Below are 11,864 nucleotides of genomic sequence, written 5' to 3' on the forward strand. Positions count from 1 at the left end.
TAAATCAAGGGATTACCCTAGATTTTCAATTGATTGATCAGTCTGGGCATTTATTCGTTCAGACTATCGTATACATACATTACGGATCTTCCCCTGCATGCCCGCTGCACTGTCATTCCCCGATGTTTGGCACTACGCCGCCATGGCGCTGGTTGTCTTTGGCGCCGCCGTGGCGCAAGGGGTGGGGGGCATTGGTTTCGCAATGTTTGCCGCGCCTGTTGCGGCCATGTTTTTTCCCCAGCTGGCGCCCGGCCCTTTGCTGACATTGGGCGGTTTCATTTCGCTGCTGACTGCGCTGCGCGAACGTTCGGCAATCGACTGGTCCGCAGTGTCGTATGCGCTGGCGGGCCGCGCCGTCGGCACCTTGATTGCCATCTACGCCATGGCGCGTTTTGCGCCGCAGGCGCTGGGCGTGCTGTTCGCCTGCCTGATTCTGGCTGCTGTCGCACTTAGCGTGGCGGGCCTGCGCTTTGCCGCTACGCCGGGAAGAGTATCGGGCGCGGGGGTCGCGTCCGGCATCATGGGCACGATGACGTCCGTAGGCGCGCCCCCGATCGCCATTGTGTTGCAGCACGCTGCGCCGCCACGGTTGCGCGCTACGCTGGGCATTGTGCTGTTTCTGGGATCGATCTTTTCTCTGGCCATGCTGGCGGCGACCGGCCGGTATACCGGCTACCACGCCGGTTTGGCGCTTAGCCTGGCGCCCTTTCTGCTGGCTGGTTTTGCGGTCTCCAACCGGCTGCGCACCCTATTGCCGCCGCATGCCGTGCGCAACGTGCTGCTAGCCGTCTGCGCACTTGGCGCTGTGGGGGTGCTGGTCAAAGCCTGGGCCAGCTGATGCGGCGCATGGCTACACCCGGTAATACAATGGAGACTGTATCCATTAATCCAACTCTGCTCGCCATGACAACTTCGCCCGTCAGCCCGCAAGCCGTCGCAACGCATTCTTCCGCTCCGCTGAAGATTGGCGAGCAGCATCCGCAGTTGTTCGCCGTCATTCGCGACAAGCTGCGCGAACGCATCTTGAGCGGCGAATTCACGCCGGGCGATCGCCTGGTGGAAGGGCGGCTGTCCGAGGAAATGGGCGTATCGCGCATTCCGGTGCGCGAGGCGCTGCGCGCGCTGGCCGCTGAAGGCTTGGTCACGATCGAACCCCGGCGGGGCGCTTCTGTATCGGTACTGTCCGATGCAGTGGCCTATGACATGGTGGAAGTGCGCGCCACGCTGGAAGGGCTGAACGCCAAGCTGGCGGCGCAACGCCGTGACGCGAAAACAGTCGAACGGTTGCAGGCGTTCCTGCGCGAGGGCACGGAAGCCGCCCGCAGCGAGCAGCTGGACAAATTCCTGGCCTTGAATTCGCAGTTTCATGAAATGCTGGCGACCATCGGCGGCAACATGGTCCTGACCGATCTGATGCGCTCTTTGCGCGACCGCACGGCCCTGTTGTTCGCGCCCAGCAATATGCACCGTGCCAAAGCCAACTGGGACGAGCACTCTCAGATTCTGAATGCGGTCATCGCCGGCAATGGGGATCTGGCGGCGTTGCTGGCCAGCCAGCATGTGCATAACGCGGCTAAGGCCTACACCGAAGCGCAACAGCAGCACGCCGCGAACGGCTAGGCGGCGCGCTGGGCCCGGGCTGCCACTTCAGGTTGACGCCTCAACCCGGTCTGCGGACGTGCCCGCCACCACCCCTTTGCCGTTCTGAACAACCCACGAAACCTTGACGTCGCCAGTCACAAACGTCTGGCACGCCATGCGATAGCCAGCCTCGAAGTCTTCGGGGCGCAGGTGCTTGCGCTCTTTCGGCTTGATCGCGTCGGTATGTTCCAACCCTTCTTCGATGCGGCATTTACATGTGCCGCACAGGCCGCCTCCGCATTTGAACGGGATGCCGCCTTTTTCCTTCAGCGATACACGTAGCAGATTGCTGTTTTCAGGCGCCGTGGCTATCAGACCGCCGTTGGACAGAAAGGTAATCTGGACCATAGCGTTCAGTGCTCCATGAACACGGTTTCGGAGCCAGAACCTGGGGCGGCTCCGGCCGCATCGTTTGTCCGCAGCGTTAACGTTGATTCCATGCTGCCAAAGCGCGTCAGATGACCAAGCTCCTTGCGGGCGGCCTCTATCGATGCGAATTTTTCCAGGAACTTGGACGGCACGCGATTCACCACATACGGCGGCGTTTCCTCCGTCACGATCAGGCGAATGTCGCCCTGCAACCGGGCGATGCTGAACACCGCCAGCGCGCGTCCGTAAAACACGTAGTCATACGTCTCGATAATGTCGACCTCTGCACCGACCTCGGTGCGAAACACGCCTGGTTTGCTCGTCAGAATCACGTATACGGGGTCCATCGCCGCTATGCCTCCACGTCCTGAAGCAGCTCAATGTCATTGTTGAGCCAAAGCTGGCAGGCCAGCCGGTAGCCTTCGCCGACGCGTTCGCCCAACTGCTTTTTTTCTTTCCAATTCACCGGCGGCAGATGCTCGGCGCCAGCCAGCACGCGGCAAGCGCATTTGGCGCATTTGCCCATGCCGCATTCATAACGCAGGTGGGGAAACGGGAACTGCTTGATGCCGGCCCGCACCACCAGGTTGGTGTTGTCCTTCACCTCGCCGGTGTAGGTCTGGCCGCCTTTATGAAATACAACGGTAGGCATAAGTCTGTCGTCCAGGATCTGGGACCGGCCAGGCCGCGCGGCACGCAGGCCGGCGCGGCGCAAGCCAGAGAAAGTCAGGCGGCCAGGCCCAGTTCGGGCAGCTTGATTTCCTGCTGCACGTAGTCGGTGTAGAGCGCCGTGGTGTAGAGCAAGCGCATCTGCGCACCGATCTCGCAGATCTTCAGGCAGCGTTGTTGCAGCTCTACCGTATTGGCATGCTCCAGCACAATCTGATAACCGCGTTCGCCATGGATTTCGTCTGACACGATGTGCAGGTCAAAAAATTCGACCTCTTCGTCGGTAAATCCATACTTTTCACGCAAGGTCGGCGTCTGCTTGCGGTAAATGGACGGCACCTGCGATTCCAGGCCCACCACCAGACCGGCCACGGCCACGATGGGGTCCTCGCGCATGGCCACGGCATAACACCAGCTTTGCAAGGCACGCGTGGTGGGCGACATATTGTCGGGATTCGTGACCCGTTCGCGAGTGGTGCCGCAGGCTTCGGCAAATCGGATCAGCAGGTCGGTATGGCGATCGCCGCCGATTTCCTCTTCGTACATGTTGGCCAGCAGGAAATCCTTGGCCTCGGTGTACGTGTCGGGCGTGCGGGCGTACAGATAACCCAGGTAGTCCGCAAACGGACCGACATAGTGATAGTGGTTTTCTGCCCAACGCTGCAAATGCTGGCGGCTGAGCTTGCCTTCGGCCCAGGCAATGGAAAAGGGCGACGCGTTAGCGCTTTTGCCCTTGATCGCGTTTTCCAACGCGGTACGGAATTCATCTCGGTTCATCAGTTCTGCCATGACGCGCTCCAGTCCAGTGGGAGAGATTCCAGGCTGAAGCCAGCCCGGCCATGATGAACATTGTATACCGTCTACTGTTTTGAACCGCTAGGGCAATCCCGAAGAAAACGGCTGGGGATAGGGACAGAGTGTTTGATTTCAATCACTTGGGCGCGGATGAGTAGGGGTAGACCCTAAGTCATCTTGGAAGTACAATGAATACACTTTCAATGCAATACGGAAATACCATGAACACTCGCCACCCTCTCGGAGACACCCCGATCGGCCAGCAACTGCTGACGCATTACGCCCGCCGCGACGCCGTGCGCCACGCGACTCCCTTGTTTCCGTCGTCCTGGACCGAACTGTTTGCCCCGTTCCGCAACGCCCGTCTGCAACCCCTGCGCGCAGCCGCGCCCGCAGCGCGCCGCAACAGCGACGAGCCGGTCTGCCAAGCAGGCTGAGTCTTGATGGAAGCCGGGGCGGATGCCCCGTCCGAAACGCCCCGCGCGGTTTAGCGGCGGGCGCGCAAACTGGCCCGTTGCCGCGCGTCCGCCAAGGCGGCGGTTTGCTGGCGGCGCTCATTGCCTAACGCTAGTACCAACACCAATGCGAAGCCGACGGTGTAGGCCAGCACATCCCACCAGTCAGGCACGCTGCCCAAGATGATGCGCAGTACCGGCTGCTCGATGCGCCACCCAAAGTGCTGCGCCAGGTACTGGGCAAACTCCACGGCGTAGCCGGTCAGCAACGCTGCCACCGCGAGCGGCAGGACGTTCGCGCGAATCACGGTCCGGTAAACCAGATACACCCAGCCCACCGCCACCACATCGCCCACGAATCCGCGCAAGAAAGGATACGGCGCGCCATACATGGCAATCAGCGCCAGCAGCGCGGTCACGGCGAGCAGGGCGGCAAACGCGCGCCCATTGAAAGTCAGGGTCATGGCTACCAAAAGAGACAGTATTGAGACGGCCGGAACGGACCGCGTGCAGGGATCGGCGCACGGGGTTCACGACGTGGCCCAGACGACCTGAGCCACCGGGGAGGGTACTAGAAAAATCCGGGAAAACCCGACAATCAGAGCCGGCTCGGTGTCACCAAAAGTTATCCCAGGTTATCCACCGGGTATCCACTGGCTATTCACCGGCTTACCCACAGAGTTATCCACGGGACGGGCTCGGAGCGCGCGTTGGTAAAGAGATTGCGCGCAGTTGGCGTTTCCCATTGAAGCGCACCCGCCCCCAATTAAGGCGTACCATTAACCGACTCAAACCCCACCCGATTTCAGGGTAAAAAAGACGCCCCCGAGCCACTATGCTCCAGCCCGTCTCCCCCTCTGCCGATTTGCCCGCTGACGCTCCTGCCGCGCCGGCGCCGGCCCTGACGGTCAGCACGCTTTCCCCTTTGGCTTTTCCCGCGTTCCGCATCATCTGGATCGCCAACCTGTTTGCCAATCTGGGCACCTGGGCGCAATCCGTCGCCGCCGCGTGGATCATCACCACCGAACAAAGCAGCCCCCTGATGGTCGCCATGATCCAGGTGGCCGCGGCATTCCCGCTGGTTGCCCTGTCGATCCTGACCGGCGTGCTGGCCGACAATTACGATCGCCGCAAAGTGATGCTGATCGGCATGCTGCTGGAACTGGCAGGCGGCGTCTTCATCACCGTGCTGGCTTTTGCCGGCTTGTTGCACCCCATTACGCTGATCGCCTCTGTCTTCTGCATCGCCATCGGCAGCGCGGTCGTCACGCCCGCGTGGCAGGCTGCGGTGGGTGAACAGGTGCCGCGCGCCCATGTGGGCAGCGCCGTGCTGCTCAACAGCGTCAACTACAACGTAGCCCGCGCGGTCGGCCCAGCCATTGGCGGTCTGCTCCTGGGCGCCATGGGCGCGCCCTGGGTCTTCTTGCTGAATTGCTTCTGCTACGGCGGCCTGATCTGGGCGATCTGGCGCTGGAAGCGCGACCTGCCCGTTCGCCGTCTGCCGCCAGAAGGCATATTCGAAGGCGTGATCGCGGCGCTGCGCTACACGCAGCACTCGACGGTCACCCGCGTCGTGATGTTGCGCTCCTTCGCCTTTGGCCTGTCGGCTAGCGCCTTGTGGGCGCTGCTGCCGCTGCTGGCGCACGATCACGAAGCTGGCAGCGCCTTGCTGTACGGCTACATGCTGGGCGCCTTGGGCGTCGGCGCTATCCTGGGCAGCGCCGTTGTGCGTCGCGTGCAAGCGGCGTGGGGCGCAAGCGGCCTGGTCACCGTGACCGCCGCCTTACTGGCCGCCTGCCTGCTGGCGTTGGGGCTGACCAGCACCCTGTGGGTGGTGTTTCCCGCCCTGCTGCTGTCAGGCAGTTGCTGGATCGGCGTGCTGGCGACCTACAACACCACCGTCCAGATGCTGGTGCCCGACTGGGTCAAGGCGCGAGCGCTGGCGCTGTATCAGACGTCGATCTTCGGCGGCCTGGCGGCGGGTTCGTTCATGTGGGGGCACTTTGCCGGCACCATGGGGGTATCCGGGGCGTTGGCGACAGCGGGCGTCATGCTGGGCATCACCGTGGCCCTGCTGTATCGCTCGCGGCTGCCCGAACAGGTCAACACACAATCACTTGCACGCGTGGACAGCACTGAACCGGCGATGGCGGCGGCGGGTTTCAATACGCAGCACGGCTCGGTGCTGGTGGCCGTGGAATACCTGATTCCCAAAGAAAAGTTATCCGCCTTGATTGGCGCCGCCCATCCGCTGCGCCTGCTGCGCTTACGCAATGGCGCGCAGCAATGGCAGCTGTTTCGAGACCTGGAGCGCGAGGGCGTATGGCGCGAAGTGTTCCTGGTTGAAAGCTGGATGCAATACCTGCGCATGATTGACCGCCTGACGCTCGCGGACAAGATGGTGCTGGACGAAGTGCGGGCACTGCACAGCGGTGACAAACCGCCCGTGGTGTCGCGCAATGTCAGTTATCTGGCCATGAACGAAGCGCAAGGATTCTCTTTGCGCCGCGATCCCGAATCCCTATGACCCTTGAGGCCCGCCCATGTTCACCTCTCTTTGGCGCAAATGGCGGGCCGCCCGTTTCGGGGGGCCGCAGCTGGACACCATCCTGTCCAGCGCCAATCCCGATGCCCCGCTAGCGGAACGCAATCTGTGGATGGTGGATCTGTGCCGATGGCTGGACCGCCCCGGCAGCCCGTCTAAAGCCGCCAGCCAGAGCCCGGCGCCGCCCGATCCGGCCGACGCCGTGCGCCATCCGCAGCATGCGCGGTTGCGCTATCTGTTGCAGGTGCTGGAACACAACCCCGAGCGCGCCGCCCCGGTCGCCGCCACACTGCGTTCCCTGGTGACCGATAACGACCCCACCTCGCTGCTGTGCGACACCGGCGTGGCCTCGCATCCTGGCTTCTGGGGAGAATTCTGGGAACGCGCGCAATCACGGCTGCTGCCACCGCCCCCGAACCGGAGCGATATGTTCGGCCTGTTCTCGCTGATCTTCCGGCGCGCTGGCGATGCGCAATGGATAGAAGCGCTGGACGAAGACACGCTTGCCCGCATGCGGGCGCTGTTTTGGCTTGGCGACGGCACCGAACGCATCAACAGCGACGGACACGAAACGCCCGCCCCACGACTGGAACAAGCGCTGACAAGCAGCATCCAGGTACTGGTCAGTCAGGTGCGCGCCACTGGGCTTAGTCAAGACATACGGTCGCGCCTGCCGGGGCGCGTGCAGGACACGCCATTTTTCGCGCTGGCCGCAGCGGCAGCCGAGCTGTGCGACAGCCCGCCCGACACGCCCCGCGAGGTCTTCGGCCGCAGGCTGAATGTATTCCGGGCGCTGCTGGACAGCTGCCGCACCGCGTCTCAAGGCGTCTACGACGAGCTGGAAAAAAACGGGGTATCGGTTGAGGTCGTGTTCCAGATAGAGCGCATGAAACTGCGTCTGGCGCGCATCGAACTGCTGTTGAGCGTGTGGGTGGACCCGACGCAGCGGCACAAATATGTACACCTGATCGCCGAACTGATCCGGTCGACGCAGGCGCGCAGCAGCATCCGTCACCTGGCGGCCTCGTCCTTTGCGCAACTGGCGCGACGGGTCATGGAACGCACCGCACAAACCGGCGAGCACTACATCGCGCGCGACACCGTGGAATATCTGACCATGCTCAAAGCGTCGCTGGGCGGCGGCTTCGTCATGGTATTCACGGTGTACCTGAAATTCTTCATTGTCTCGATGCACCTGGACAAGTTCATCGAAGGGCTGCTGGCATCGCTGAACTATGCGGGCGGATTTCTGGTGATTCACTTTGCGCACTTCACCCTGGCCACCAAACAGCCCGCCATGACCGGGCCCGCGCTGGCTCACAGGCTGGATGACGCGTACACGCCTGAAGGACGCGAGGCCTTCCTGGATGACACCATGGCCATGATCCGTTCCAACGCCGCAGCCATCCTGGGCAATCTGGCCGTGGTCTTTCCGCTGGCGTGGGCGGTGCAATGGGTGGCCGTGAACGGCCTGGACATGCCGTTGATCAACGCGGACAAGGCGCACGAAACGCTGGCCTCGTTTTCGATCTGGGGCGCAACACCCATCTATGCCGCCGCCACCGGCGTGCTGCTGTGGCTATCCAGCCTGATTGCCGGCTGGGCCGACAATTGGTTTGCGCTGCATCGCGTACACGATGTCATGGCGTACGACCGCCGCACGCGGCATCTTTTTGGTGAGCGCGGCGCGGTGCGCTGGGCAGGCTTCTGGCAGCGCAACATCTCGGGTATTGCGGGCAACGTGTCGCTGGGCCTGATGCTGGGACTGGGCCCGGCCATCGTCAGCTTCTTCGGCCCTCATGTCGAGGTACGCCATGTGACGCTCAGCGCAGGTCAGATAGGCACGGCGATCGGCACCTTGGGTTGGCAAGTCGTACACACAAATGCATTCTGGATGGCGGTGGCCGGTACCGCAGTGACCGGTCTGCTGAATGTGGGCGTCAGCTTTGCGCTGGCCTTTAACGTGGCGTTGCGTTCACGCAATCTGCGCCGCGGCGACCGCGATTCTTTGTCGGCCAGCGTGCGTCAACGCATCTGGCAACGGCCCGCCACGCTGTTCTGGCCGATCAAGCCCCGGCCCGCACCCGACCAGCAATAAACAGCGCCGGGGCAAAGACCAGCCACCCGCCAGCCCGATCAGAACGTAATCGTGGCCGTGATGACATCTTTGTAATTGCCCGGACGCGGGGTCGATTGCACCGGCACGCGCCCGTACACCGTAAAGACCTGATTGGCGCCCGAGCCCAGACCCACCAGGGGCAAGCCGCCGGTCGCGTCGCCCCAAATGGTGGCGTAAGCGCTGTCTTGGTAGAGCTGGTAGTTGACCGTGTCAGCGGCCGTCTCATGCTTCATCTTGCGCGCCAGTACGTTGTTGGCCACGGAACCGCCATTCAACGACACCGAATACGCATTGTTGTTGGTGCATTTGACGGTGATCTGGCTACTGGCCGCCGCCGTAGACGTAAGCAGTCCCTTGGGCGGAAACGCCAGGTCCGTGGCGTTGATCGTGCAGTTCTTCTGTACCAGCGCCGTCACCGTCAGCGGAATGGGAATTCGTTGCGTGTAGGTAGACAAGGGGCAGGCCGACAGGGCGCCCAGCAAGCCGAACGCGACGTCCACCGTATTGGTGGTGGAGTACGTTTCCGTGTACTGCGTGTTGGCATTGCCCACCGTCTTGACCAGGGGCTGGTTGCCCGGCAATTTTGCGTAGAACTTGAAGGTGGTGGTCACCGGGCTGCCCAGGCCAAGAATGGGGCCGGTTATCAGGACGGAAGTCGGCGCGGCGTTCGTAGACGTACCCCATATCTGCGTATGCGAGGCGTCCGTGTACAGGTTGTAGTTCATCCGGTTCGTCCCCGCCCCCAAGGTGCGCGGATTGGTGGACGTGCTGGTGTTGCCCAGCCCCGCGTTAAAGCACACCCGCGCCAGCAGTCCCAACGCGGTGAACGTGCACGTCACGACCACTTGCCCGCCATCACTGAACGTGTCGGTCGCCAGCAGGGGATTGACGGGGCCGAAGTCCGTCGTGGCGGTCGTCCCGGCAGCCAGTACGCAGCTGTTGGCCCTGGCCGCCCCGGAAACGCCCAGGCACACGAACACCACCAAGCAGCTGGCGGGCAGGAGCTTCATTGGCTGGCCCTCTTCAACGGCTCGCAAACAAAGGGCCCTAGCGTGGGCAGCGGCCGATGGGCCCCATGCTCGTAATCAAACTCAACCAGGCACGAGACGCCTGCGCCTTTCACACGCAGATGATTTCGCTCCACCAGATCCTCCACAAATGCCAGGCCGTCATAACCCACGACCGAACGCTTGCCGCTTTCAACATGCGCCACTTCGGCCCCCACCGGCACGAATGCGCCGTCAGCAAACTTCAGAATGACTGACGCCGCCGCGTACTTCCCGATCTGGAACTTTGCCAGCACGCCGGAGCCCGCTTGCGGCACCAGCACGGCCTTGGTGGTGTCCAGCTTCATATCGACGGGCAGGTCTTCGGGGTCAATCGAGAGCCGGTTCGTTTGATACGAACTCAGATCGGGCACGAGCAAATGTCCGCCACTGTTGGTGGTGCCCAATTTCCGATTTTCGTGCAGCACCGACACGTCTGGCACGCCATCCGTCGAGACCAGCGCAAAGCTGTCGTTGATGCGGCGTGTGGGAAGCAGGGCGCCATCCATCAACACCAGCGACCCCGACGCCTGCGCGGCGGCTTGCGTTCTGCCGCCGTAGTCCTGAACCAGGCCCGTCAATTGTCCATAGCTGCCGAGGAACTGCGCCTGCCCTTGGTTGTATTGCATGCCGCCCATGCGCCCGTTTTGCACGCCCCAGCCCCAGCCTCCTTCGTAGGGCACGCTGCTTTGCGCGCCCACACTGTACGAGTCCTGCCCCCCTTGCCGGCCCGCCGACACGGTCGCTTGCGTGCGATCACCCAGCATCAGGGTCAGGCCCAGATAGACACCGCGCGAATTCGACTGATTGAAGTCGTTGTAGGCGCTTAGGCTCATAACGACCCGGCTATGCAGATTGGCCGTGTAAGACGCCGAGCCCAGCCTGGCGGCTGGCACCTGCGGCATGCGATAGCCGATATAGCTGAACGCCACGCTTTGCGACGCAGCCAGGGGCAATGACAACGTGATCCGCTCAGTCTGGCGGGGCACGGGCGCGTCTTCTCGCGACCCCAGGTCGCCGTAGTCGCCCAGGGCACGCGTGGCTTGCGTGTCCACGCTGAACTCCGGCCGCACATATTGGTAACCCAGACTGACCTGGCCACCGCCGTAATTTCCTGCGCTGCCCGACACAGAGCCGCTGACCACACCCGCCTGACCCAGTTTCACCAAGGCGCCGGCGCCTGCGTTATAGATGCCCGCGCTGGCTTCAGAGTGGGCCTCCAGAGTCAGATCGTCGCTGTATCCGTACCGGCCGGACGCCGTCACCACCGGCTTATTGTCGTAATCAAACGAGCGGACGCTGAACTGGCGCCTTACAAAACCCGCTTCGACGGAATAGCTGGACAGCCCGCGGGCAAGCATGCGCGTATCGATATACAACGGCACCGACGTGCTGACCGTCCGGCCCAGCGCGTCGCGCGTCACGAGAGTCGCCTGGCCCGCGCCGGTAATACCCGGAATCTGGTTCACCACGAACGGTCCGGGCGGCACATTGCCGGTGTATTGCTGCACCCCGTTGATATAGAGCGCGACGGATGACGGCACGACGGACGACGCACTTAACGAAGACATGGGAAACGTCACCAAGTCAGGACGCAGCGCAAGATTCCGGCCCCATTGAATACCCGCCACGCGCACGGAACGCGACCAGTTCAAAGACGACGTAATGGTGTCGCCCAAACGCAGCGTGCGCAGGGTGTCCTGGTCCGAACGTGTCCAATAGGTGTCGTAGCGCACATAACGATCGCCAGCGCCCCCTAGATACGCCGTGCCGGTATTGCTGAACAGTCCGCTGGGATCGAAATAGCGCTGCTCGGTAAAGAGCGAAACCCGATACTGCGCATCCGTCTGCGTGTAGGCGTCGTAGTTCAGCACGAGGCCGCGCCCGGACGTCGCCCGGGGCGTCTTCGCCAAGCCCTGCGTATCTAACTGAAAAGGCATCCGCAGCTCGTCGGGCAACATGATGTCCACGGTCTGCGTCCCCGGGTTATAGGCGTATCGCAGCCCCGCAATAAGATCCAGCTGCACTTCGCGGTCTCCAGACACGCCCATGCCCGACAGGTCCACGCCCACCGAACGCAACGCGTCCGCGCTGGCCGACAAACGGCCCTGCGCATCCCGGAATCGCAACAGCTGGGACGTGCCGTGGCCATTGATACTTACCTCCAGAAACACGTCGCGCTCGGCGATATTGCCGAAGCTGATCAGTTGATCGGGCGTATCCAC

General features: G+C 62.6%; 12 protein-coding genes. 5 read left to right on the top strand and 7 right to left on the bottom strand.

What is annotated here, in order from left to right:
- Window positions 1-97: 97 nt before the first annotated feature.
- Window positions 98-838: a sulfite exporter TauE/SafE family protein gene (locus RAS12_RS20015; protein ID WP_306939527.1), complete on the top strand. Its 741-nt coding sequence runs from the start codon at window positions 98-100 to the stop codon at window positions 836-838.
- A gap of 65 nt (window positions 839-903) precedes the next feature.
- Window positions 904-1,620 (top strand): GntR family transcriptional regulator, encoded by a 717-nt coding sequence (locus tag RAS12_RS20020; RefSeq protein WP_306939528.1) that lies wholly within the window; start codon window positions 904-906, stop codon window positions 1,618-1,620.
- Between the two features lie 27 nt (window positions 1,621-1,647).
- On the opposite strand, the gene RAS12_RS20025 is transcribed toward RAS12_RS20020, so the two are convergent.
- The 4 genes from RAS12_RS20025 to RAS12_RS20040 form a co-directional block, all read right to left on the bottom strand.
- On the bottom strand, window positions 1,648-1,998 hold the full coding sequence (locus tag RAS12_RS20025) for a 2Fe-2S iron-sulfur cluster-binding protein (RefSeq protein WP_306951538.1): 351 nt from the start codon (window positions 1,996-1,998) through the stop codon (window positions 1,648-1,650).
- A complete protein-coding gene (locus tag RAS12_RS20030; RefSeq protein ID WP_306939529.1) occupies window positions 1,995-2,357 on the bottom strand; it encodes a ferredoxin in 363 nt (120 codons plus the stop codon). The genes RAS12_RS20025 and RAS12_RS20030 overlap by 4 nt, the downstream gene beginning before the upstream one ends.
- 5 nt (window positions 2,358-2,362) lie before the next feature.
- Complete coding sequence (locus RAS12_RS20035; RefSeq protein WP_306939531.1) at window positions 2,363-2,662, bottom strand: 2Fe-2S iron-sulfur cluster-binding protein; 300 nt, start codon at window positions 2,660-2,662, stop codon at window positions 2,363-2,365.
- Between the two features lie 74 nt (window positions 2,663-2,736).
- Entirely contained in the window at window positions 2,737-3,468 is a 732-nt protein-coding gene (locus RAS12_RS20040; RefSeq protein ID WP_306939533.1) for an iron-containing redox enzyme family protein, read from the bottom strand.
- 227 nt (window positions 3,469-3,695) lie between these two features.
- Between RAS12_RS20040 and RAS12_RS20045 the strand changes: the two genes are divergently transcribed.
- Complete coding sequence (locus RAS12_RS20045; protein WP_306939534.1) at window positions 3,696-3,911, top strand: hypothetical protein; 216 nt, start codon at window positions 3,696-3,698, stop codon at window positions 3,909-3,911.
- A gap of 50 nt (window positions 3,912-3,961) precedes the next feature.
- Here the strand turns inward: RAS12_RS20045 and RAS12_RS20050 are convergent, their stop codons facing one another.
- Complete coding sequence (locus tag RAS12_RS20050; RefSeq protein WP_306939537.1) at window positions 3,962-4,393, bottom strand: ribosomal maturation YjgA family protein; 432 nt, start codon at window positions 4,391-4,393, stop codon at window positions 3,962-3,964.
- Window positions 4,394-4,764: 371 nt separating this feature from the next.
- Here RAS12_RS20050 and RAS12_RS20055 point away from each other — a divergent pair, with 371 nt between their 5' ends.
- Together RAS12_RS20055 and RAS12_RS20060 are read left to right on the top strand one after the other, a co-directional pair.
- The gene (locus RAS12_RS20055) at window positions 4,765-6,456 is read left to right on the top strand and encodes an MFS transporter (protein ID WP_306939538.1); all 1,692 of its coding nucleotides are present in this window, start codon (window positions 4,765-4,767) and stop codon (window positions 6,454-6,456) included.
- A 16-nt stretch (window positions 6,457-6,472) separates the two neighbouring features.
- Window positions 6,473-8,572 (top strand): site-specific recombinase, encoded by a 2,100-nt coding sequence (locus RAS12_RS20060; RefSeq protein WP_306939540.1) that lies wholly within the window; start codon window positions 6,473-6,475, stop codon window positions 8,570-8,572.
- Between the two features lie 38 nt (window positions 8,573-8,610).
- Here the strand turns inward: RAS12_RS20060 and RAS12_RS20065 are convergent, their stop codons facing one another.
- Both RAS12_RS20065 and RAS12_RS20070 read right to left on the bottom strand, forming a co-directional pair.
- Window positions 8,611-9,603: a Csu type fimbrial protein gene (locus tag RAS12_RS20065; RefSeq protein WP_306939542.1), complete on the bottom strand. Its 993-nt coding sequence runs from the start codon at window positions 9,601-9,603 to the stop codon at window positions 8,611-8,613.
- Window positions 9,600-11,864 carry a fimbria/pilus outer membrane usher protein gene (locus RAS12_RS20070; protein WP_306939544.1) on the bottom strand — a complete coding sequence of 755 codons (2,265 nt, stop codon included), beginning with the start codon at window positions 11,862-11,864 and terminating at the stop codon, window positions 9,600-9,602. Before RAS12_RS20070 ends, RAS12_RS20065 begins: the two co-directional genes overlap by 4 nt.

Origin of the sequence: Achromobacter seleniivolatilans, assembly GCF_030864005.1 — a bacterium.
GTDB lineage: Bacteria > Pseudomonadota > Gammaproteobacteria > Burkholderiales > Burkholderiaceae_B > Achromobacter > Achromobacter seleniivolatilans.